The sequence below is a fragment of the Sphingobacterium sp. WOUb80 genome, assembly GCF_050058145.1.
In the GTDB taxonomy this organism is placed as follows: domain Bacteria; phylum Bacteroidota; class Bacteroidia; order Sphingobacteriales; family Sphingobacteriaceae; genus Sphingobacterium.
Window position 1 is genome coordinate 3,397,663 of record NZ_CP165617.1, and the last position, 23,900, is coordinate 3,421,562.

A 23,900-nucleotide genomic window follows, 5' to 3' on the forward strand; every position below is an offset into this window, starting at 1 on the left:
ATTATCATGAACCTTTTAAACGTTTTTGAACAAATAAATGCTGTAGATCCTGAGTTCAGCGATCGCATCAGCCCACGTCGTGAGGCTATTAAAGATCTAGCTTCCATGAGCAAAAAAGTCACATTAGCTGCTCTCCCGTTTTTTGTAGCGGAGCTCTTTAAAAAAGCCTACGGAGCAACAGCACCAACGGACGTTACTGGCGTTCTTAATTATGCATTGACCCTGGAATATCTTGAAGCGGAATATTATACGATGGGCGTTGCCAAATCTGGACTGATCCCGTCGGGCAAACCACTAGGAGCAATCACCACCATCCGTGACCATGAAGTTGCACATGTCAATTTTTTGAAACAGGTACTGGGAAATAAGGCCGTATCCAAGCCAACTTTCGATTTTACGGCAGGGGGAACATTTGGAAATGTCTTCAGTGATTATGATACCTTTTTAGCCGTAGCACAGGCATTTGAGGATACAGGTGTAAGAGCATATAAAGGTCAGGCTGGGATCTTGCTCGGCAATCGCGTTGTGCTCACAGCGGCATTGCAGATCCACTCGGTCGAAGCACGACATGCCTCACATATCCGTCAGATGCGCCGTGCACGCGGAGGTGCAGCAGCAAACCAAAAGCCCTGGATTACAGGAGCAAATGATACCGGAATCGGTGCTGTAGTCGATCCTGTATATGCTGGTGAAGATAATGTAAAGCAAGCAAATGTTGATATTACCACTCTCAGTGGTCCAATGGGAAAAATTTCAGCAAGTGCGGCTACACAATCCTTTGATGAAGCCCTTTCTGCAGAAGCTGTACTTAATATTGCAGGTTTATTTATAAAATCCTAACAAAAGAAGTAGTTACCTGTTTTTAGAATGTCCTGATCAGTTAATCCTGTCAGGGCATTTTTTAAATACTTCCCATCACACAAAGCGCGCTAAGCGTCGGCGCATCTTTTCCACCCGCATCTTCTAAGGTAATTGCGAAAGCTTGGGCTGATGGAATGTCCAGCATTTTACTTGCAATTTCTTCATTTGCGTCCAACGGAAAAACACCCGCATTCACGGGTTTGCCATCGACCATTGCCCACAACTGATATTGTTTTCCTTTAGGTGCAGCAGGCATGTGCTCAAGACTAAGATAGACTGCCTTTGACGCTTGATCCCAAAATACAAGTGCACGGTAATCAGGTTTATTCTCGACTCCTTTGAGAGGTATTGTTTTGATCGCTGGATTTTGAACAAGATTCCATTTATCCTGTAAAACAGCTAATTTCGATTGCTGTTTATGCAGCAGACTAGTCTTCTGAACTAACTGATTCTCATGATCACCATTACGCTGATAAAAAAATATATTGGCCCCAATACTAATTGCGAACAACAAGCTGGCAGCGATGGCCCAACGATAAGATTTGAGCGGGACAGTTGCCTTATTGCCTTCAATAGAAATCTGCTTATTAACTTCTTCTGACGGCACACCACTATGTTCGGTAATTTCTATATCTTGGTTAGGAATTAGTTTTTCGGCATTCAGTTTATCCCAGATAACTTCTTTTAATTGCATAGGCATCTCCATCGCTTGGCTATCGGCCAACGCTTCAAGCGCAATTTCCGCTTCAGCGATGGCCTGTTCCACTTCGACATTATTTTTTCGAATACAATTTAGGATGCTCACTTCCTCTTCAGAAGCAAGGCCTAAAACGTACGATTCAATAATCCCCGACGATATGTATGCTTTTATATCCAAAACTAACGATACTCCTTTAATAATTGTTGTAACTGTAAAAATGCAGCTCTAGTCCGTGTCTTTACCGTTCCTAGAGGCACTTCAAGCTGCTCGGCAATTTCTTGTTGTGTATACCCATCATAATAGGCCATTTCAATCAAGATACGCCATTCAGGCCTTAATTTATCTAAAATATTTTTGAATCCAATAAAATCTGCTTTTGTGTGCTCTTCACCTTGACTTTGATCTTGTTCTTCCTCCCTATTTACGATATTTGAAAGCGGCTGGTTTTTCTTTTCGTTGATTATCGCTTTGGACTTCCGATGGTCAAGGGCCGTATTGCGGGCAATATTAATCATCCACGTATATAGACGGCCTTTTTCCGCATCGAAAAGATCGATATGCCGCCAGATTTTGACGAATACATCCTGAATGACTTCTTCAGCATGTTCACTTGAACCCACGATACGGCAAATCACCCCAAAGAGCGCACTGGCATAGTGATCATAGAGATAACTAAAAGCCTGTTGGTTCTTTTTTTTCAATAAAAGAATTAATGTCTCTTCAGAAAGATTGTGTAATGGACTCAAATTTTACGTTTATAGTATCCTAAAGATGAATATTAAAGATCAGAAAAAAAAGCCCCTGAAATAAAACAAGTTAAAGTACTTGTCAAACAGGTTAAAATACCTATTACATAAACCTTTAACTTGAGGGAAGAATTTCCGCACGAATAGGCTTTATCAACAACATCTCACACGTCGCTAAATAAAATTCGTCTATCAGTTGAATAATTAAATCATTCTTTTCGTTATCCACAGCTAATCCAACCCAATTCTTGGAAGGAAGATATTTACTTCGCATCCATTGAAGAGGCTGTTCATGCTGTTTTTCTGAACGCAGCCATTCTAATCCACTATCATTGAAATAGATCTTTTCATTCGACAAATCCATCACAATAAAAGGTCTTTTCTTAAAGTAGAAAATACTCATATTAAGATCAGCAATTACATTCAGGCGGATATGTTTTTTGAGATGCATGTGTGCATTTAAGTGATTCAGTATTGACATCTATTTAGTATTGGTTATAAAATTCACATTAATCTGCCTAAACAACTAAGCACAGCTCAATTGTCCATCAGAGGTGAAACCAAATCTACTCCAATGAACGAAGTAAATGGGGTAGATTTTGGTCTAATAGGTGGAAAAAGATCTCGAAAGGTCCTTTACTTATTTTATTTAACATGCTGAATTTTCTTCAATATGGCTTAGTTTTGGGTATTAAGAACATTCATATGACACGATACAAAACTCTTATTTTTGGCTTAGTAATCTTTACACTAGCAAGTTGTCTTACTAAAAAGGAAGTGAAGTCAGATACGGCAGGTCCTCCCCCCATATACCTGACTGAAGGGCAGGAGAAATCCCTAAAAGAATTTCCGATAGCTATTAAATTTAACGGTATTTCAGAAGATAGCCGTTGCCCGGAAGGAGTCAACTGTATTTGGGCGGGAGTTGCTGTTGCAGAAATTGAAATCATGGAAAAATCAACCAAACCGGTTCAATTGAATCTTGCCACAATGGACATGCAGGAAAGAGGTTATCAGAAATCGACTAATTTCAACGGATATACGATCACGTTGCAAAATGTCTTACCCTATCCAAACGCAGAACAGGGAACTCAAGGATTAAAAGGCAGCTATAAAATAGCTATTTTAGTCCAAAAACTAGGGCGTAATTGATTGCATAACCCAAATCTTTAAAGATACAGAAAGCTACCTATAATTATATACATAGATAATTATTGACTCATTCCTTGAAAAATAATATCTTTGCCAAAACCCTATTTATGAAAAAGCTTTTTAAATTTATCAAGATCACATTTTTTTCTATTCTGGCTATCATTATCCTGTTATTCCTTTATTTTATTATTTCCAATAAAGTATTTATCGGAAGTACCAGCAAGGAAAACACAGATTACCTCAGCCAGCATAGGGCCGATATTAAAGACAGTATTGTGGCTACATTATTCGACAATAACTTTTACAGGTCTGATGTATTTTTACTTGGAGAAATCCATGGTTATGCTGATAATCAAAAAATAGACAAAGAGCTTTTATTCTTTCTGAATAAAAAACTTCATGTGAAATACTATATCGCAGAAATGGATAGCAACAATGCAAATAAACTAAATACTTTTCTCTCCAACCCAGCGAAAGATAACGCGTTATTAAAAGATGTGGTCAGTTCTATACGAAAGCGAATTCCGCAGCAATCGAGCTTGGAACTATATCAAAAATGGGCTGATATTTATGACTATAACCAAAAATTAGCCGACACCGCAAAAATTACAGTAATTGGTATTGACAAAAGCTTTACAGACGATAAATCTACAATATCCAGAGACTCAGCTATGCTGTTAAACCTAGAAAATTATATCAAAAAGCACCATATTGAGGGTGAAAAACTATATGGACTATTTGGTTTTTTCCATGTTTTACAGAAAGGAAAAGATGTAGCCAAAGATCCACTTGCTACACGCTTAAAAAACAAAGGGTATAAAGTATCCAGCTTTGTAAGTTATACTATCGATAGTGACATGTACCTTCCAAAAAATCCTCAATTTCCTACTCCTTCAAACGAAAAAGTAAATTGGGTAAATGCAGATGGCCCCCTTATGCTCGTTAAGGGTATTGGAGATCTAAAGGAATTAAGTCAGCCAAATAGTATTTCTTTGTTTAAACTCGATGCGCCGCATTCTCCTTACCTTAGATCCCAAAATTTAATAACAGTGAAATCTAGGCTATTTGGCGAAAATATTGTACCAGTACAAACAACTTATACGACAGATTATTTTCAATATGTCTTTTTATTAAGAAATTCAAAGGCATTAACAAAACTTAATTAGGATAGCAAATATCCAGTCGTAAAAAATAGGCCAAACAACCCGCTAGTAGATCGTGTGGTAAAAGGCAAGGATCGATGAAAAAAATATTCTGTTCATAAACAGGATGATCCATATTTAAAACAAGGAATATGGTCTATTCACTTGCAAGATATCACTTTGGTTCATATATTTGCGACATCATAAGAAATCCTAATGCGGAAGTGGCGTAATTGGTAGCCGCACCAGACTTAGGATCTGGCGCCGCGAGGCGTGGGGGTTCGAGTCCCTTCTTCCGCACTTAAAACTCCCGAGCTTAAAATCTCGGGAGTTTTTTTTAATCCTTCTTTCCTATTCTAGTTAAACCGACCAATCGAACGGTTTTGTACAGGGATCACATTCAAATTTCAACACCTTACCCAAGCTTTTTGCCTTTTTCCCTTTTTTCACAAACACATAAGCTAAGTCCACATATTCTTCTACTTCAGTTCCACTTTCATCTCTACCTTTTACAATAACTGAATAATATTTTCCGTCCGGGTATTTCTTGAAATAAACCTCGTTAACAGTAATCTTTTTAGCTGGTTGATTATCGCAGCAGCTACACCACAAAATAACAACAGGCTCTTTCTTAAGATATGCAACAGCAGTTTCTGCTTGCTTTTGCGTTAGTGCCTGAAGCTGATCTGCTTTTGAAAATAAAACGGTGCATAATAACAAAAGAAGAAAAATAGTCTTTTTCATATAAATAGTTTTAAGTTTAAAAGAACTTATCAGCAAAGACTATGCCTTTAGGCCGCAAAAAATAATGACTAGTTATCTAAAGAATGAAATGGTCGGTTATTTATTCCCTAATGCTGGAGAATCGATTAAATTTGCGGAACAATTATCTTAGGGATATGGTGAAATCTTAGCAATCCGAACAGATTCACGCTCTATGTACAAGGGCTTTCTATAGCGAAAGCTCTTGTACATAGAGAACAAATGAATACTTTATTTTTCCCAAACCAATGCACTTGCGCCAAGAATAGCAGCATCGGCCTCTTCCAATTCACTAAAGACCAGTTTCACTTTGTTTCTAAACAAGGGAAAAAGGTTTCTTTCCATATGTAACTTTGCGGGTTTTAAAATAAAATCTCCAGCCTTAATTACTCCGCCAAAAAGCAGTATTGCTTCCGGAGAGGAAAACATCACAAAATTTGCCAATGCTTCACCTAGTTTCTGACCTGTATACCGAAATACTTCAATCGCTATTGCATCACCTTGAAGTGCGCATTCATGAACTGTCTTCGAATTGATAGCATCTTCAGGATACTGGTTCAACATCGATTCTGGAAATTCAGCTCTCATTTTCTTGGCCGTAATTGTAATCCCTGTCGCAGACGCATAAGCTTCTAGGCTTCCTTCAGAGCCCGTGCTCCAATGTTTTCTTCCGCCAGGTTTAACAATAGTGTGCCCTAATTCTCCAGCGAATCCATCGTGCCCATAGATAAGCTTTCCTCCAGCGACAATTCCACTTCCCACACCGGTTCCCAAGGTGATCATAATAAAGTCTTTCATCCCTCGCGCCGCCCCAAAGAGCATTTCACCATAAGCTGCAGCATTTGCATCGTTGGTAATGGTGCAGGGAATATTAAACCTAGCAGTCATTAACTCACTAAATCGAATCACACCTTTCCAGGGAAGATTCGGTGCATGATCTATTGTTCCGGTATAATAATTCGCATCCGGGGCACCAACACCAATTCCATCAAAACTTTTTTCGCCGCCAAACGTTTGAATTAACGGATAAGCTTTTTCATACAAAGCTTCGATAAACTCTTCTACGGTCTCATAATCATCCGTTCTTATACTTCCTTTTTCAAGCACTTCTCCCCGATGGTTGACCACGCCGAATTTAGTATTGGTCCCACCGATATCTATGCCTAACGCGACGCGTTTTGATAAATCTATTAATGACATCTCTATTCCTTGTTTCTAAGTTCTAAAATTACTAAAAGATAATATTTTATGGGGAATAGACAAAATATTCTTGACGATTAATTACCCGGTTGCGTCTTTTAGGGCCGCAGCTATTTTATAGTCCAGGCACCACAAATCAGGAAAAGCTATGTAACTTTAAGGGGGTAACACATATTGTTTGCTATATTAGGAAGGATAAAGGTAAGTTTATGAATAAAATACTGAGATTTTTCGACCTGCATCAAGGCGAAGATAAAAAGGAAACTGTTCTAGAAAATGTTGTCAGCAATATTTCCTTTCGCGGAGCCAACGCTTGGATCCTTGCCTGTGCGATCGTGGTTGCCTCTGTCGGGCTAAATGTCAATTCTACAGCTGTCATTATCGGTGCGATGCTGATATCGCCATTAATGGGACCAATTGTAGGAGCTGGCTTTGCCCTCGGAACCTTCGATTTCCAATTACTTAAAAAATCTATAAAAAACCTATTGATAGCCACACTGATCAGTCTGGTCGTTTCTTTTATTTACTTTCTTTTAAGCCCTTTCAAAGAAGCACAGTCGGAATTGTTGGCACGTACCTCTCCCAATATCTACGATGTAATGATTGCCATTTTTGGAGGTTTAGTAGGTGTCATTGCCATTACAAGGGTTGATAAAGGTAACCCAATTCCTGGTGTTGCAATTGCAACGGCTCTCATGCCTCCCCTTTGTACCGCCGGGTATGGATTGGCAATAGGCAATATCAGCTATTTTGCTGGAGCACTATTTCTATATATCATAAACTGTGTTTTTATCTGTATTTCCACTTTTATTATTGTCAAATATTTGCGTTACCCCAAAAAGCACTATATCGATCAACAACGTGAAAAAAGAATTACACAAAGCATCACGATCATAACCATTATACTTGTGCTGCCAAGTATCTATTTTGCTTACAATATGCTCCAAGAGAAGAAATACACAAACAAAATAAATCAATTTGTTCAACAGGAGCTTAGCAATAAGGGCTATACTGTGATCTACGAAAAGCTTGAAATGAATAGTAAACCAAAGAAACTGGAGCTTGCTTTTCTATCAAAAAAATTTAGCAGTGAGGAAGTCAAATCACTGCAACAGACAATGAAAACTTTTGGAATTACAAATACCACTCTTGTTATCCATCAAGACAGCCTGGATTTAAAATCAAGTATTCTTAGTGAAATAGACAGGCGGACGGCCGCAGTGAGTGAAAAGGATCTCACCATACGGGCACTCAACAATGAGCTCACTAAATATCAGTTGGCCAATCCCCAACTCGATCGAGATATCTCAGTATTGTTTCCCGAACTGAGCTCCTACAGTATTGGTACACAACAATATTATGTAAAAACAGATAGCGTCGCTAATCTTGTCGCATTTATTTATACGACGAAAACTCCATTCCCCTTAACTCAACAAGAAAAATTAACGCGATGGTTACAGAATCATTTCCCGAAAGACAGTGTCGCGATTATAGGTAAGTAAACACTTAAAGTTAATCAATTAGCAGCCGAAAGGCTGTAAAAATCGATTCTTGTTCCAATACACAACACACTGGAAGTCAGCTTTACTTTTTGATACCGACCGTAATCACGATCATGTTAAAAAGCAAAAAACATGGGGTATTTATCACTTCTAAGCAGTCTTTCTGTAATTATAGATTGCCAGGCTGTTTAACAAAAATGCAAATCCGATGAGATACAATAATTCTAATTTTACTTCTTGAAAGCTGCTTCCTTTTAATACGATCAATCGTACCACAGTAATAAAGTGAGTCACCGGTGTGCATTGAGATATTATTCTTGCCCATCCAGGCATACTGTCTGTACTCGTAAAAAAACCGCTCATCAGCATAAAGACCATCATAAAGAAATAAGCGATGAACATCGCTTGCAGCTGCGTATCTGCAAGTGTCGAAATCAACAAACCTAAGCCCAATAATGCAATTAGATAAACTGCAGCAAAAAGGTATAAAAGGAGTAGACTTCCTTCGGGGAAAATCCCATAAACAATATACATCACGATCATTCCGACAGTGAATACGATCATTCCCACAATCCAGAATGGAATAAGTTTACCTAAAATAAACTGCCATTTCTTAATAGGCGTTACATTGATCTGCTCAATGGTCCCAATCTCTTTTTCTTTAACAATATTGAGTGCTGTAATAAATCCACCAATCATTGTAAGCAACAAAACCAAAATACCGGGTACCATATAGTATTTGTATTCGGCATGTGGATTGTACCAATTGGAATTGGCGATTTCAATGGTTGCAGCTTGCCCCGGAACAACGGACTTTGAGGCTTTGATATTGACATCCAAATTGCTATTGAAATCGGCAATTACGTTTGTTAAATATGCTCCGCCTAAAGATGACTTCGTTCCATTTATCGCATCCACAGCCATATTAACCTCTTGCAGCCCTTCCCTAACCAAGTTCCGCTCAAAACCCAACGGGATCTCCAGTACAAGGTCGGCATCCCCCTTTTCAATCATCTTCAACCCTTCTTTATAGGATTGTGGACTACTGACAATTTTGAAATATCCGGAAGCAGCTATTTTCTCGATCAATCTCTGCGAATACGAACTATGGTCATTGTCGACATACGCCACATTAATATTTTTAACTTCAAAATTGGCTGCAAATGGCATAATAATCAATTGAACAGTAGGCATGACAAACATCATCGCCAAGATGATCTTATCTCTGAAAATTTGCCGAAATTCCTTCTGTAATATAAATTTTAACACCTCCATTACAATCTGATTTTAAATCTTTTCAATGCAATTGACAACAATACAACTGCCATCCCGGCCAGAATCAATGTCTCCTTCCAAACATAACCAAAGCCCAGGCCTTTGAGCATAACAGCCTTGATAATAGCATAATAATACCTGGACGGTACAATGTGTGAAATAACCTGAAATATCCAGGGCATATTTTCCAGTGGGAACATAAAACCTGTCAATAACAAAGTGGGCAGCATCATGCCCATCATAGAAATTAACATGGCTGTCTGCTGAGAGTCCGTAACATTGGAGATCAACAGACCAAGCGAAAGACAAGTTATTATAAACAAAATGCTCTCCGCAAAAATCAACACCAGGCTTCCTCTTATCTCCACATTCAGCAAAAACACAGCGAGTAGAAGGATAATGATGAAATTGATCAACGAAAGCACGAGATATGGAATTGCTTTAGCTATTAAAACCAGGATGGGTTTGAACGGCGAGACCAATAGAATTTCCATCGTCCCAAGTTCCTTCTCCCTAACGACAGCGACTGAAGTCAGGGCTGTACTTACAATCATAAATATAAGTGCTATTACTCCGGGAATAAAGTTCAGGGAACCATTCTGTTCTTCATTGTACAATTGTCTCAATTGGGGCACAATCTGATAGCTAAGGGTTCTATTGGGATTAAGGTCCTGCTGATAGGCCCTGATAATAGCGGTTAGATAATTTACAGCTATGGTGGCTGTATTCGGATCGGAGGCATCGGCCAGAATCTGAATACGACTCCCTTCTTTCCTATAGAGATCCTGACCAAAATTGACAGGAAATATGATTGCGCATCTGATACTTCCATCTTTAAACCGGCGCTCAACATCACTGTACGAGACAATCTCTTCTTTCACTTTAAAATAAGAGCTCTTCTGAATACGGTTTATAATTTCGCTAGAATTTACATCATGGGCATTGTCTTGTATCGCAACCCCGATATTTTTGACTTCGCTGCTCAAGGCAAAACCAAAAAGAAGGATCTGTACAATGGGAAACCCAAAAAGAATGAGCAAGGTCCTACGATCTCTGAAAACATGATAAAACTCCTTACGGATAAAAGCGAATAACTGTTTCATATCAATCTCCTGATCTTTTGGCCCCGCGCGCCAGTTGATAAAATACCTCGTCCATCGAATGGGTGTTGAATCTTTGCTTCAGATTTGTAGGACTGTCCATTGCCTCAACTTTTCCATCCACCATAATACTGATACGATTGCAATATTCAGCTTCGTCCATATAATGAGTCGTAACAAACACGGTAATATTGCTGGCTGCAGCTTCGTAAATCATATCCCAAAATTGCCGCCTGGTAATCGGGTCTACCCCCCCAGTGGGTTCGTCGAGAAAAACAATCTTAGGCCGATGGAAAATAGCTACTGAAAATGCCAGCTTCTGTTTCCATCCCAAGGGCAATTCGCCTACAAGTTTTTTTGCTTCTTTCTCCAGGCCTAGCGTATGCACCAAATCAGCACTGCGTGCTTTTATTTCCGCCCTTGAAACACCATAAACACCGCCATAAAATTCTATGTTCTCCAGGATAGTTAAGTTATCGTACAGGGAGAATTTCTGACTCATATAACCAATATTCTTTTTGATCAATTCCTGCTCTTTATATACATTAAATCCAGCAACAGTCGCCTCTCCGGATGTCGGATAAGATAGTCCGCAAAGAATGCGCATAGCGGTGGTTTTACCGGCTCCATTAGCACCCAAAAAACCAAATATCTCCCCCTGGTCAACGTCAAAAGTAATTTTGTCCACAGCTTTAAAATCTCCAAACTGCTTGGTCAGATCCTTACAAATTATTGCTTTATTTTCCATCGTTGACTTGTTTGAATTCCTTTGTAATGGCGCGATCCCGCATCAATCGAATGAAGCTGTCTTCGATGCTTGCTGTAATTTTTTCGACCACAAGATTCGCTGGACTATACTTGTTTGCAACGGCGAAAATAGCGTCTTTATGATCTTCGTCTGATTTTAGGGTCAGATGCAAATATTCCCCAAATGCATAACAGCTCTCTATCGAGGGGTCCGAACGAAGGTCCTCAAGGAGCCGATATATATTGTCTGCTTTTGCAGCAAAGAGTGTCTTTGGAAAATTCTTTACCATAGCTGCTGGCTCATCTATCGACATAATCTTTCCCCCTTGTATCAAGGCTATCCGATCACATAATCTAGCTTCGTCCATATAAGGTGTAGAGACCACAATCGTGATATGCTGCTCTTTTAGCTTTGCCAGCATTTCCCAAAATTCTTTTCTAGAGACAACATCGACACCTGTTGTCGGCTCATCGAGAAATAGCACATCAGGCTTATGGATCAAAGCACAGCATAAAGCCAACTTCTGTTTCATCCCACCAGACAACTTTCCTGCCCTACGATCATTAAAAGGTTTAATCTGATCATAAATTTCTTTGATGAGTGTATAATTTTCCTGAATAGTCGTACCAAAAATCGTCGCGAAAAAAGTGAGATTTTCCTTTACCGTCAAATCTTGATACAACGAAAAACGCCCTGGCATATATCCTACCCGATTACGTATCTGTTGATATTCACTGACTACATCGAAACCGGCAACAGTTGCAGTTCCGCTATCGGCAAGGAGCAGCGTCGTAAGGATACGAAAGATTGATGTTTTTCCGGCTCCATCGGGGCCGATTAATCCAAACAGCTCCCCTTTCTTCACATCAAAAGAAACATCGTCTACGGCGCTTACATTTCCGTAGGATTTAACAATATTTTTTACACTTACAGCGATCATTATGCTTTACTTAGTCCAAAGAACTTCACCATACATCCCTATTTTTAGGTACCCATCATTTTTAACACGTACTTTTATGGCATAAACCAGATTGGCTCGCTCATCTTTTGTCTGGATTGTTTTGGGTGAAAATTCGGATTTGTCCGAAATCCAGGTAATTGTTCCCGGATATTCCTTGTAGTTATCTTTACCGTTATCAACACGCAAGATCACTTGTCCTCCCAGCTTTATCTCCGGCAATTGATTGCCCGTAATATAAGCGCGCAAACAAAGCTTATCAATATTAGCGATTTTGTACAAGGGTTTCCCCACCACCTGCAATTCTCCCTGTAATGCATAGTTTACCAAAACCGTTCCACCGATGGGGTTGATCACAAGCCCCTTATTGATCTGTTCCTGAATCTGTGCTGCCGATTTTTCCAATGGATTTTTCTCACTCAGAATACTTCGATTCTGCGTATTGGTATTGTAAGTATTCAGGGCAAGTTGTTGTCTGGTCACCTCAATTTGTTTTCGTAATTGATCGATGGCTGCATTTATATCATCCAGCTGTTTACGTGTTGCTGCATCTGACTTTACTAGATTCTCTGTTCGGGTTCTTTCACGCAACTGTTGTTCCAATTGAGCTTCCTGCACAACCAGCTGGCGTTGTACCAATTCAACTTGATCTTTGGGATTTACAATTTTTTGGGATAGGGCTTCGATACTGGCTTGTACCTGTTCTTTCTGCAATTCAGCACTGCGTACATCTATTTTCCCGACGGTATCACCGGATTTCAATTGTTTTCCCTCTTCTACAGTATACTGCATTAATATCCCATTCTGCTGTGCAGACACGATCACTTCGTCTGCCTCAAAGTTACCGGAGGCATCATATGCATTATTTTGCTTACAGCTAAGCAAGGAAAGTACAGCAACAAATACGATTAATCTTTTCATTTTTTGTCTTTTATAATTAATGTCCAGCAATAAATTTTATATTATAAATTGCCTGTAGCAGCTGGATTTCATGTAATATTTTGAGTTGTCTTGCTAAATGTTCTGCATTTACTTTTTGAATATATTCATGGGTCGTGATCACTCCGTTACTCAATTGTGCTTCAGCAGACTGAGTCACTGATGTTCGTAAGGCAATCGCAGCGTCATCTTGACGAATCAAGGAGGTATACTTACTGATTTGTTCGTCCTGTTGGGCAAGATCTACTTTGGTGTTCAGCAAAAACGTTTCCTTATCTATGTCAATTGACTGACGGCTCAATTGAAGTGTATTTCTTTTATTCGACAGTGAATACAAACTGCTCAATGACCAGGCAAAACGCACGCCGGTCACATACCAGGGACCAAATTTATTTTCGATGATATTGAGGGTCGGCCTCCCATAGGCACCTTGAAAAAAAGCACTTATTTGTGGAAGATAATCCGATTTCAACTGTTTTTCCTGCTCATCATAGATCGATTTTTGCAAGTCAAATGCTTTTAATTCGGGCCTACTTATTGCTGTGTGCAACAGCTCGGACTGCGGCAACTCCAATTGTATTGTCTCAGGCAATTCCATTCCAACAAATAATGACAGCATTTTTAAATAGGCTATTCGGTTAGATCTATATTCTGTGGTCTGCATTTCTATATTCAGTACCTCGGCTTTTAGCTCATCCACATTACTACGGAATGCAACACCATTGCTCAAAGCTGCCTCCGCTTTTTGTACCTGCGTCTGTAAGCTCATTTTATTCAACTCATTTTGCTTTAATTGAGCATCAATCAATAAAATGGCAAAATAAAGAGTATTGATACGTTGCTTAATCCCATAAAGATTTGACTCCAAGGTCTGCTCCTGAAAAGCTGTATTTGCTGCAATTAGATCCTTCTGGCTTTTGGTATTGCCACCATCATACAGAAGCTGACTTACCTCACCCTGTATTTTATACTGATCTTTACTAAGTGAAGGCAGAGAAACTCCCGGTAATGCTCCTATAGCATCTGCAAAACTTACTGTTTGCGATTGGTAGCTCGCCTGACCTGAAAAACTAATCTGGGGCAGAAACCTCTTGTTGGCATTCTGAATAGTATATTCACCTGTTTTGGCAATCAGATCAAGCTTTTTAATTGTCGGATAATTCGCTTTCGCAAGTGTATAACAACCTTCCAAATTAATTGCTGTTTCTTGTGCGGCTGAATTATCTGCTCTATGCATCAATACCAGAAACAAAATAACATGCATTAAATAACTATACTTCATAAAAACTGGGTTCATATTTTTTGGCATCATTTTTAATCTTTAGATTTAATCAATTGATTAATTTCAGAACAAAAAAATTATTTTGCTTTCATCATAGCCGCTATCCATATTGGGATAAGACTCTTTCGCTCGATCATAAGTGCATTAAACTGTTCGATATCTAAATCTTGTCCGCCCATGATCAAAGGTTTGGCAATAAACGGGAACACAACAAGTCCCAATAAATTCAATAAAAAATGTAAAGGATTTGGCTCCATAATAAGCCCCTGCTTTACTGCTTCGCCATGCTGTTTAAAAAAAACAGACTTGTTTATTATTTGTTTGACAGGCAGCTTCTCAAGAAGTTCCTGTGGATTGTTTCTTATTTCGGAAATTAAGAACGTAGGCACCTCAGGTTCTCTAATTATAAAATCGATATATCTGTTGGCAATTAATTCGACTTTATTTTCAAGGCTCGTGTTTTCATCATTCAGAATAACAGTCATGCTCTGTACAAAGGCCGAAAAGGTTTCCAGCATAATGATTTCAAAAAGTTTCTCCTTACTTCGGAAATAATAATTAAGCAAGGCAAGGTTAATCCCTGCTTCCTCGGCAATATCCCGTGTTCTCGTCGCTGAAAAACCTTTCTTATAAAAGACAGTTCTTGCCGCTTCCTTAATTTTAGTTTCAGTCGATAGATCTATTCTCTTTTCTTTCATTACAATTATACGCTCGTATTTTATGTAAAAGTACATAAAGTAAATTGAAATAAACAAATGTTTTAATCAAATGATTAAAACAAATATATAAATCTAAATTCTCGACTTCGAAATGGGATATTTACGCTAAATAAATGAATATCTCGATATAGCATAAGCTGATTGCGAATATCAGAAAACTTTGCACTGATCATGATCTGACTTTAATAGGCGAAGAAAAATAAAGCATAATACCGCAAAGCCTATATAGTAAATAACCAATATAAGCATAGGCAATATTCCTTCAGGCCTGGCAGGATCGACTGCATGTGTTTTTATTAAAAGCTGCATTCCGATATTTTTTTCCTTTGAAAATATAATCATTGCAGTGAAATTATAAGCAAAATGCAAGGCAATTGGAAAGGCTATTTTACCCGTTTTTATCCAAATGCATGCAAATAAATATCCAATTACCCCAGTCGAAAAAAGAACTTTTAGCATTTCCAACAATTGTCCGATTATACCATATGAAAACCAATGGTAAATTCCGAAGGCTATAGCACTTATAAACGCTGCTTTTGTCTTTCCACAATAATTGACAAGAATATACAATAAAGCTCCCCGAAAGATTAATTCTTCAAATACAACTGCTTTCAATACGTAATAAGAGCTTCGGAGAAAATCTTCAAGCGTATAATCTTGATTAAACTTATAGGGGTTTTCTACTAAATAAGCGATTCCTGAATAAAGTATAAACAGGTATAACATTGGCGCAGCCAAACATAAAAATAGAGGTTTGCTATTTGCACAAAAGCCCAGTACTTTAAGATCCTGACTATAGAGATATTTTAGCAAAAGCCAAGAAATCAACAATTCAACAAGAATACCGATCATGTTTTTTCTACAAAGCTATAGTCTTAAATCATTTAATTTTACGACATTTGAATACGTCGTAAAATGCCGTAAAATGACCAATAAATCAAATAAAGAAAAGATTGCACTTCTCGTCAAAAATGCCCGCATACAAAGGGGGTATTCCCAGCAACAGCTTGCCGATCTGGTCAAACTTAATCTTCGCTCTGTACAACGTATTGAAAAAGCCGAAGTACTCCCCAGGGTCTATAACCTTAATCTTATAGCTGAGCAACTTGATCTGGATATCGCCTTGCTACTGGCAGAGGTTAGTTATATTCCGGAAACCTCAGATGCAGAGCAAGCCGATCAGATCCATAATACAGTTAATAAACCGCGAAAACTTATATTAAGTATTGGTCTTGGATTAATTGGTATGTTATTAATAGCTGCCTTTCTATCCCAATCAAGCAGTTTCCCAGAAACTAGTTTTGAACTGTTTTTAATGCTTACCCTTGTTGTAGCAATTTATGCAACAATACTTTGGTACATTTGGCGCAGTTAGGGCTTTCCTTTCTATTTTTTCAAGCATACTTACCAAACAAAAAATCCAACCAAATCGTGTCTTTTTAATCAGCGAACTCACGCTAATATTTCCATTGCATTTATCGTTTTCGCCGCAGTTTTTTTTCTTTCGATTCATTAATCAAGCGAAGAAAGGGGAAGTAGTAAAGGAGCAGGAAACCAGAATCAGGCTGTAATCAAATTAGGTCTTTTAACAGTGCTTGTTCAGTGCTTGTTCAGTGATCGTTCAGTGATGGTTCAGTGCAGACTGAATAATCACTGACTGATCACTGTTTAAAAATAGAGTAATAAGTGTGATTAGGCATAACTTGGTATTAGCATGTTTCCGTTTTAATATTCACCTTTAACTACAACATAAGGAATTCATTATAGCAATCATCCCAAATGGTGTTAGCTATTAAAAATGTCATAAAAAATATAGTTAAAAAAACATTAAAAGCAACTTAATTGCATTTAATGTTTTTTTAACTATATTTATAAAATAAATTGTCAGCACCTAATTTCAATGGTCTTCATGGGGACAGATCGACCACATCAATAAAACAAGTATTTATGAACACATCAGTAAAAAAAAACACGCCATCCGAAACAGAGTATCTGGGAGATTTTCATATCATGACTTCGGTAGATACCCCCATGCGTCATGACGCTTTTGCACAGACAGACAGCGAAAAAATCAGTAAGATCGCACAGCTTTTTCAGGACATCATGCATGAACTCGGTCTTGATCTCCAAGATGACAGTCTTAGGGGTACCCCTTATCGGGTTGCTAAAATGTATGTCAGTGAATTGTTCTATGGTCTCAATCCAACCAATAAGCCCAGACTGTCCACATTTGAAAATCGCTATGGTTATAAGAACTTATTAGTTGAGAAAAATATACGGGTAAATTCAGCCTGTGAGCATCATTTTCTGCCAATCGTTGGACAGGCGCACATTGGCTATCTGGCAAAGGATAAAGTAATCGGATTGTCTAAAATAAATCGTGTAGTAGATTATTATGCTCATCGACCGCAGGTTCAGGAACGTCTTACATTACAGATTTTTAATGAGCTTAAAACAACTTTGGAGACGGATGATATTATTGTGGTAATTGAAGCAGACCACTTATGTGTATCCGCCCGAGGCGTTAAAGATACCACAAGTAGTACAACTACCATGGAATACGGTGGGGTATTTCTATCAGAAAGTAAAAGAAATGATTTTATTAATTTATTAAAATAAGATGCCTATCGGACAGTTTTTCATGAGCTCCCGATACATATTGATCGAACGTAACATCATAAAACATGGACAAAAGTAATGCTCGTCCGGTCACCATACTGACTGGCTTTTTAGGTGCGGGAAAAACTACTTTTCTAAACGCTCTAATGAAATCATATCCCCAAAAAAGGTACGCCATCATCGAAAATGAAATCGGACAACTAAACGTTGACAGCTTTTTACTTAGTGAAAATTATGGGCAACTTGTACCACTTCAGGAAGGCTGTATCTGCTGTACGCTGAATGACGAGTTTTATAGCTCACTCGAATTGCTTTATCAAAGACAAGACAGCTTTGATGAGCTGATTATAGAATGTACTGGTTTAGCAATGCCAGCTGCAATTATGGAACCTTTTACCACACATCCAATATTTAAAGATCTCTTTCCACTAAAAAAAATTATTTGTTTGGTAGATGCGGTGCTTATCGAAGATCAGATCAAGGAAAGAGATGAAGTACTCAGACAAATTACGGCTGCTGATGTCGTCATCATTAACAAAGCTGACGATGTACATCCCACCTATTTGAAATCGCTATATGATTATCTGGCTCACCTAAATCCCCTTGCCAAAACCTTATATTCGAAAGGAAAAAAGGAATTCCCTTTTGAAATAATCGAAAATATCATGTATACAAAAAAAAGCGAAACGTTTTCTTTTCTAAAAAATCCGACGAGCAATCATGCAACAATAATAGGCCAATCGAGCCTGGGTAAACCACATCTCAATGACATTTCTACACGAATCTACACCTTTGTTGAAGAATTTAATTTTATCAATCTATTTCTAGGCTTAAGCAAACTTGTCGGGAAGTACACAAACAGAATCTATAGGGTAAAAGGAATCGGCTATAAAAGAGATAATGACAAAAAAATCATTATTCAGGCTGTGGGCTCACGTGTTGATATGGATTATGGTAACCAATGGAAAGCCAATGAAGCAAAAATCAATACGATGGTCTTTATCGGAAAGGAACTGGATAGCCTATCCATAGAGGATCTTCTCCTACAAATGTTAGCGAATCATCCTCAAAAGTAAACAAACAATATCACCATCTAAATTAATACACCCTAAAAGCCACGTTTGGGGTTTCATCCAAGCGTGGCTTTTCAATCAACATATACAAGTATTTAGTTGAATTATTTAATCAGCCAGATAATATCATTCTGGGTATCTGCTCCGTTAAACTGGCGTTGCAGCGCTTCCTTCAAATGTGTTTCATTGGTCGTGTATTCCGTTTTCGGATATGCCCAACGTTTAGGTATCTGATTGTTGTTGGCATTTGACGGACCTACACCGAATTCAGGTATTCCAGTCCGACGTTGCTCAAAAAACGCTTGTTTTCCAGAATTTTCAAAAAATGCGACATACTTCTGTGTTAAGATTTGTTTTAACCCCTCCACATTATTTCCTTTGTACGGGTTTGCTTGTAGGAACGAATTAATCTTATCTTGGGAAACTCCATAAAATTGCATTGACTGGTTTATCCCTGACTGAAATCGAACGGCTGCGTCTCCATTGGCCCAGCCTCTATTGATACCTTCGGCAAGAGCAAATTGTACCTCGGAAGCGCCGAGCTGAATAGCAGGTAGACCGGATGGGGATGCAAGCCAATAATCAAAATTGATCATTGAAAGCTGTCCTTCCGCTGCCTGTTTCAATAGTGTACTCTGCAAGTCGCCTGTTTTTCCTCCATTGTAGGCTTCAAAAGGGTGTATTGGATCAAAAGGCAGACCCGAAGCGGGCAATGTCTGAATCAACAACCGTGGATCCTGAGAAGCTTTTAGAATATTCAAGTATGTCGCGCCTAAAGTATTGCGCACATCTTTTTTTATGATTACACCATCTGTAGGCCACAGGGGATAAGTATTAATATTATTATAAAGGAGCTGAAAATTATCTTTATTTTCAACGATAAGAGGGTATTTGGCTGGATTTGACAGGAGCTCTGCAAAACGCTCTTTAATACGCAGTATCGCACTATCGTCGGCACGTTTACTGAGGCTTATCAAAACACGTAACTTAAATGAGTTAACGAGCTTTTGCCATTGCTCGGGTTTTCCATTGTAAAACAAATCTCCTTCCAGCGTACTCCCCTTTTCTTTAAGGATAGCTAATTCATTATTAGCCTCATCCAACCAGTTAAGCACCTGTTGATACACCTCCAGCTGCGTATTATATTTAGGAGTAAAATTACTTACGGATTCCCCTTGAAGCGCCTCTGTTAGTGGAATATCGCCAAACATTTCCGTAGTTCGGGCAAAAAAATAGGCCTTAAAAAACTTAGCCATCGTCATATAAGCAGCACTTAATTCAGCTGTTTTTGAGGCTTCAATTTCCATACGGTAAACATCACGAAGTATCCCGTACGGTGTATCGAAAGATCCTGAGGTCCATCCGTAAGGCTGCCCTGCATAATAAGCTTCATTTTGTGTCATGTATTGATTATGACGATGATCTTCGCTCCATGGAGCATCATATGAACGCATAAGTATCCCTGTAAACAAAAGTTTTGGTGCGGGATTATATACAGCTGCAGGATCTTTTTGCAGATCTGCTATTTTCTTACAGGAGCTCAAAGAGCATCCGAATAATAATAAGATTAGAGTGGATTTGAAGTACTTCATTTTTTTGACTTTCTTGACTAAATTTTTAGAATGTTGCATTAAGATTGAGACCAAAGCTCTTTACAGACGGTGTCTGATAGTCTGAGCTAGCGCTAGTAAATTGGTCCAGATCCATATTTCGCGTTCCTTTTCCAGTGAAATACAGTAAATTTCTACCGACCAAAGAGATGCTTGCACTTCTTAGGAATTTGGAATCTTTCAAGATGTTGGCTGGCAAATTGTAACTGAAAACGATCTCACGCAATTTGACAAACGTTCTGTTTTTGGCTGTGACTGGTCCCGACTGATAGTAGTTTGTCGCCCAGTTTTGCCACAATACAGGAATATCATTTGCAGCAAATTCACGTGTATCCGAAATTATCTTACCATCCTGATCTGTATTTAATTGGCCTTTGACGATTTTTAGTCCATCAGTCATGACACTTCCTTTGTAATCCTTAACATCCCTATTTTCCCAATCTTTTAGCCGATAGGCATTTGCAGATTCGGGATGTGTACCTGATCCCCATTGTTTAGCATCCTGCACATTCTTAATTAACCCACCAAAGCGGCCGTCCACAAGAAAACTAAAATTAAAATCACGGTAACGGAAGCTATTGCTGATACTTGCCGTAAATTTATTATCACTATAACCTATTTTGCTGACATAAGGATTATAAGCAGGCAGACCATTTGTCCCTACTATCGGAGATCCGTTTTCGTCGCGTTGAAAATCATTCACATAATAGCCATCCCAACGTTCGCCTATACGAACATTCCCTGAACGTGTTTGATGTCCATCGATGTCGTGAAGCCAGGCATGGTTAGTTGATGCATTGACCATGACATTCCAGTTGAAGTTGGGCTTCTGAATCAATGTACCATCGATACTTAATTCAATACCTTTACGCAACAACGTCAATCCATTGGTCTGTCTAGCTCGTACACCAGATGTAACGGAGGTTGCCAATTCTATGATCCGGGGCCCCTCAAGGTTTCTAAAAAAAGAAAAATCGAAACCCAAGCGATTGTTGAACAAACGCGTCTCCAAGCCTATTTCTGCGGTTTTCACACGTTCAGCAACTAAGTCCTGATTCGGCAAAACATCAGTATAGGTGACACCTGTCATCGAATTGGCCCAGCGCCCGTAATTGCTGTATGCTGGCAAAAGCTTATAAATATCGTATTGGGCTGTCTCGTTGACAAAGTCACTTGCAACATTGGCGTATGCTCCACGAATCTTTAAAGCGGAAATTACTTTTGGCAAAGAGAGCATCTGCGAAATAACGGCACTTAATGAAGCTGAAGGGTAGAAATAAGTATTATTCTTAATAGGCATGGTTGACGACTTATCGAATCTACCGGTCAGATTCAAGAACAACATACTTTTATAGTCGAAATCCATAAATCCATAAGCACTTCCAACCTGGCGCAAAGCACGATCATTTGTAGCCACTGTAGGCATTATCGAATTGCTTAAGTCATAAACACCTGGCACAGTTAATCCACGATCTGTACGTGCAAACAGCGATTTAACACTAACAGTTCGCAAATTCCCAAAAACAGACCCCGTGAAACCGATATCCTCGCTGATATGATTTTGATATTTCAAAGAGATCTCCGTATTATTCTCCCAAAAAGTATCGTATGTTTCCTGATAACCACCTACACGGCTCCCGCCAATATTGTAGTTATATAAATTGGCTGAAATTGGAATTTTAATCGTCCTATTCCTATTCCAGGTACTTGCACTCGTCCGTGCATTTAGTGACAGCTTATCGTTCCATTTGTAATTGGCAGATACATAACCATAGATATCATCCTTGTCGTATGTTCTCAGATTTTCATATGCTGTCATCCAGGGATTATCGTAAATGGTATACTCACGATTATACTGTTGTACGTTTTCTTTTCCAGGCTGCCAATAGTTTCGGAGATCGTCAATATCATAATCTGCCGCGCCCCATAAAGTAAGAATGTAGATCGGACTATTCGGCCCGTAAGCGATATTTGGATAGTTTGGAGAATACTGCTTATTGTAATTTATACTTGCATCAAAACGCAATTTTTTCCCTGCATTAATTCCTCCCGAAAGATTGATGTTTGTACTGCCAAGCTTTGTATTGGGTGTTGTGCCGCGCTGGAACATCTGAGATGCAGACAATCGTACATCACCATGTTCATTTTTGGTAGAAATTGCAATATTATTTGTACTGAGAAGACCGTTTTGAAGAAATTTTTTCAGATTATCTTTCCCCCTAGCTTCCCACGGTAATGGAACAAGCTGCCCTGTTTTTGAATCGATAGGACTGTTGTATTGCGGAATAAGCTGACCTTCAAATCGGGGGCCCCAGATATTATAATCATTGTCATTAATTCCGCCACCACGTCCATCTTTAAAAGCATATTGATAATTTGAACCTGGACCATATTCGGTTTGGATTTTTGGAATAGCGTTATAGCCGGTTTGCAGCTGCGTACTTGAATTAAATTCAACCAAGAATCCCTTATCCTCCGATTTTGCCCGTTTGGTCGTTATCACAATAGCTCCATTTTGGCCTCTGTTTCCATATAATGCGGCTGCATTTGCTCCTTTTAAGACGGAATAAGATTCAATATCATCTGGGCTAAGATTCCATGAATCTGTATTAATAGGCATACCGTCCACGACAATAAGAATATTGCTCCTACCGCGCAAAGTGATGCCTGGATCACCGAATAAATTGGTACTTGATGCAATCGTTAAGCCAGATACCCGGCCCGCCAGGCCAGAAATAGCATTTGGCTCACGTGCCTTAATCATATCTTTGCCCTTGACTTCCTGAACAGAGTAACCTATAGCCTGCTTCTCCTTTTTTATACCAAGAGCAGTCACAACAACCTCATTAAGGGATTGCTGGTTAGGAGCTAGCGTAATCACTACGGGGTTTTGATTATGAATAACAAAAACCTTAGGAAGATATCCCATGTAGCCAATTTTTAATGTGTCTCCGATACGGGCCTCAATGATAAATCTACCGGATGGATCCGATGAAACCAGTTTGCCCAAATGAGAATTACGAACCGTCGCGCCATGGATAGCACTTTGACTCAATGAATCGACCAGCTTAGCCTGGAACGACTGGGTTTGGCTAAACCCCTGTACTGCCATCATCGCCAACGATAATGTCAAGCCAGTAACTTTAGGTGAAATTGAATAGGATAGTTTAAACATGATCACTTACTTATATTTGAAAATGTAAGCAATATTAAACATTGTTTATTAAGGCTAAACTAAATCCTTGTTAACTTTAGTACACCCTTTCTAAAAAAAGCTATTAGGGAAATTCAACACATTAGGCTTCTCATAAATATTATAGATAATCATCAAATTTACTTGTTGCTGAAATAGAATTTTCCGTCATTTGTGTAAATGATTTTTTTATTGCCGTAAAAAAATTGTCACTAATTATTAACATGGTTGACACTAATTGAATTATTCAGAACAAATGATACGACGTTTCCTATTTATAACATGCGCATATTTCATTAGTGTATTATAAAAGAAAATT

Annotated in this window: 22 protein-coding genes and 1 tRNA gene; 8 read left to right on the plus strand and 15 right to left on the minus strand. The window is 38.7% G+C overall.

Annotated features, from left to right (window positions below):
- The first annotated feature begins 6 nt into the window (after positions 1-6).
- Positions 7-840 (plus strand): ferritin-like domain-containing protein, encoded by an 834-nt coding sequence (locus AB1Z56_RS14240; protein ID WP_309362613.1) that lies wholly within the window; start codon positions 7-9, stop codon positions 838-840.
- 61 nt (positions 841-901) lie between these two features.
- Here AB1Z56_RS14240 and AB1Z56_RS14245 read toward each other — a convergent pair whose 3' ends face one another.
- From AB1Z56_RS14245 to AB1Z56_RS14255, 3 genes are all read right to left on the minus strand, one after another.
- Entirely contained in the window at positions 902-1,738 is an 837-nt protein-coding gene (locus AB1Z56_RS14245; protein WP_309362612.1) for an anti-sigma factor, read from the minus strand.
- Between the two features lie 2 nt (positions 1,739-1,740).
- On the minus strand, positions 1,741-2,307 hold the full coding sequence (locus AB1Z56_RS14250) for an RNA polymerase sigma factor (RefSeq protein WP_309362611.1): 567 nt from the start codon (positions 2,305-2,307) through the stop codon (positions 1,741-1,743).
- 115 nt (positions 2,308-2,422) lie between these two features.
- Complete coding sequence (locus tag AB1Z56_RS14255; protein ID WP_309362610.1) at positions 2,423-2,788, minus strand: hypothetical protein; 366 nt, start codon at positions 2,786-2,788, stop codon at positions 2,423-2,425.
- Between the two features lie 224 nt (positions 2,789-3,012).
- On the opposite strand from AB1Z56_RS14255, the gene AB1Z56_RS14260 reads away from it, so the two are divergent.
- The 3 genes from AB1Z56_RS14260 to AB1Z56_RS14270 all read left to right on the plus strand — a co-directional run bounded on the left by AB1Z56_RS14260 (position 3,013) and on the right by AB1Z56_RS14270 (position 4,901).
- The gene (locus AB1Z56_RS14260) at positions 3,013-3,459 is read left to right on the plus strand and encodes a hypothetical protein (RefSeq protein ID WP_426789437.1); all 447 of its coding nucleotides are present in this window, start codon (positions 3,013-3,015) and stop codon (positions 3,457-3,459) included.
- 107 nt (positions 3,460-3,566) lie between these two features.
- Positions 3,567-4,625, plus strand: coding sequence for a hypothetical protein (locus tag AB1Z56_RS14265; RefSeq protein ID WP_426789438.1), 1,059 nt, complete (start codon positions 3,567-3,569; stop codon positions 4,623-4,625).
- A 194-nt stretch (positions 4,626-4,819) separates the two neighbouring features.
- Positions 4,820-4,901, plus strand: a tRNA-Leu gene (locus AB1Z56_RS14270).
- A gap of 60 nt (positions 4,902-4,961) precedes the next feature.
- Here AB1Z56_RS14270 and AB1Z56_RS14275 read toward each other — a convergent pair.
- Positions 4,962-5,345 (minus strand): hypothetical protein, encoded by a 384-nt coding sequence (locus AB1Z56_RS14275; RefSeq protein WP_313264153.1) that lies wholly within the window; start codon positions 5,343-5,345, stop codon positions 4,962-4,964.
- Positions 5,346-5,594: 249 nt separating this feature from the next.
- On the minus strand, positions 5,595-6,563 hold the full coding sequence (locus tag AB1Z56_RS14280) for an ROK family protein (RefSeq protein ID WP_309362606.1): 969 nt from the start codon (positions 6,561-6,563) through the stop codon (positions 5,595-5,597).
- A gap of 209 nt (positions 6,564-6,772) precedes the next feature.
- Here AB1Z56_RS14280 and AB1Z56_RS14285 point away from each other — a divergent pair, with 209 nt between their 5' ends.
- Positions 6,773-8,065 carry a TIGR00341 family protein gene (locus tag AB1Z56_RS14285; RefSeq protein WP_309362605.1) on the plus strand — a complete coding sequence of 431 codons (1,293 nt, stop codon included), beginning with the start codon at positions 6,773-6,775 and terminating at the stop codon, positions 8,063-8,065.
- A 150-nt stretch (positions 8,066-8,215) separates the two neighbouring features.
- Here AB1Z56_RS14285 and AB1Z56_RS14290 read toward each other — a convergent pair whose 3' ends face one another.
- The 8 genes from AB1Z56_RS14290 to AB1Z56_RS14325 form a co-directional block, all read right to left on the minus strand.
- Entirely contained in the window at positions 8,216-9,340 is a 1,125-nt protein-coding gene (locus AB1Z56_RS14290; RefSeq protein ID WP_426789439.1) for an ABC transporter permease, read from the minus strand.
- On the minus strand, positions 9,340-10,443 hold the full coding sequence (locus tag AB1Z56_RS14295; protein WP_426789440.1) for an ABC transporter permease: 1,104 nt from the start codon (positions 10,441-10,443) through the stop codon (positions 9,340-9,342). The genes AB1Z56_RS14290 and AB1Z56_RS14295 overlap by 1 nt, the downstream gene beginning before the upstream one ends.
- Before the next feature lies 1 nt (position 10,444).
- The gene (locus AB1Z56_RS14300; protein WP_309362602.1) at positions 10,445-11,188 is read right to left on the minus strand and encodes an ABC transporter ATP-binding protein; all 744 of its coding nucleotides are present in this window, start codon (positions 11,186-11,188) and stop codon (positions 10,445-10,447) included.
- Positions 11,178-12,128: an ABC transporter ATP-binding protein gene (locus AB1Z56_RS14305; protein WP_426789441.1), complete on the minus strand. Its 951-nt coding sequence runs from the start codon at positions 12,126-12,128 to the stop codon at positions 11,178-11,180. The genes AB1Z56_RS14300 and AB1Z56_RS14305 overlap by 11 nt, the downstream gene beginning before the upstream one ends.
- 6 nt (positions 12,129-12,134) lie before the next feature.
- Positions 12,135-13,067, minus strand: a complete 933-nt coding sequence (locus tag AB1Z56_RS14310) for an HlyD family secretion protein (protein WP_426789442.1) — start codon at positions 13,065-13,067, stop codon at positions 12,135-12,137.
- 16 nt (positions 13,068-13,083) lie between these two features.
- Positions 13,084-14,382, minus strand: coding sequence for a TolC family protein (locus AB1Z56_RS14315; protein ID WP_426789443.1), 1,299 nt, complete (start codon positions 14,380-14,382; stop codon positions 13,084-13,086).
- Between the two features lie 62 nt (positions 14,383-14,444).
- Positions 14,445-15,065: a TetR/AcrR family transcriptional regulator gene (locus tag AB1Z56_RS14320; protein ID WP_426789444.1), complete on the minus strand. Its 621-nt coding sequence runs from the start codon at positions 15,063-15,065 to the stop codon at positions 14,445-14,447.
- Positions 15,066-15,236: 171 nt separating this feature from the next.
- Positions 15,237-15,701 carry a CPBP family intramembrane glutamic endopeptidase gene (locus AB1Z56_RS14325; RefSeq protein ID WP_309362597.1) on the minus strand — a complete coding sequence of 155 codons (465 nt, stop codon included), beginning with the start codon at positions 15,699-15,701 and terminating at the stop codon, positions 15,237-15,239.
- 310 nt (positions 15,702-16,011) lie between these two features.
- Here AB1Z56_RS14325 and AB1Z56_RS14330 point away from each other — a divergent pair, with 310 nt between their 5' ends.
- From AB1Z56_RS14330 to AB1Z56_RS14340, 3 genes are all read left to right on the plus strand, one after another.
- A complete protein-coding gene (locus tag AB1Z56_RS14330) occupies positions 16,012-16,461 on the plus strand; it encodes a helix-turn-helix domain-containing protein (protein ID WP_309362596.1) in 450 nt (149 codons plus the stop codon).
- A gap of 572 nt (positions 16,462-17,033) precedes the next feature.
- On the plus strand, positions 17,034-17,705 hold the full coding sequence (gene folE / locus AB1Z56_RS14335; protein WP_426789445.1) for a GTP cyclohydrolase I FolE: 672 nt from the start codon (positions 17,034-17,036) through the stop codon (positions 17,703-17,705).
- 65 nt (positions 17,706-17,770) lie between these two features.
- On the plus strand, positions 17,771-18,781 hold the full coding sequence (locus AB1Z56_RS14340; protein WP_426789446.1) for a CobW family GTP-binding protein: 1,011 nt from the start codon (positions 17,771-17,773) through the stop codon (positions 18,779-18,781).
- 101 nt (positions 18,782-18,882) lie between these two features.
- Here the strand turns inward: AB1Z56_RS14340 and AB1Z56_RS14345 are convergent, their stop codons facing one another.
- Both AB1Z56_RS14345 and AB1Z56_RS14350 read right to left on the minus strand, forming a co-directional pair.
- Positions 18,883-20,370, minus strand: a complete 1,488-nt coding sequence (locus AB1Z56_RS14345; RefSeq protein ID WP_309362593.1) for a SusD/RagB family nutrient-binding outer membrane lipoprotein — start codon at positions 20,368-20,370, stop codon at positions 18,883-18,885.
- A 25-nt stretch (positions 20,371-20,395) separates the two neighbouring features.
- Positions 20,396-23,563 (minus strand): SusC/RagA family TonB-linked outer membrane protein, encoded by a 3,168-nt coding sequence (locus AB1Z56_RS14350; protein ID WP_426789447.1) that lies wholly within the window; start codon positions 23,561-23,563, stop codon positions 20,396-20,398.
- Positions 23,564-23,900: the final 337 nt, after the last annotated feature.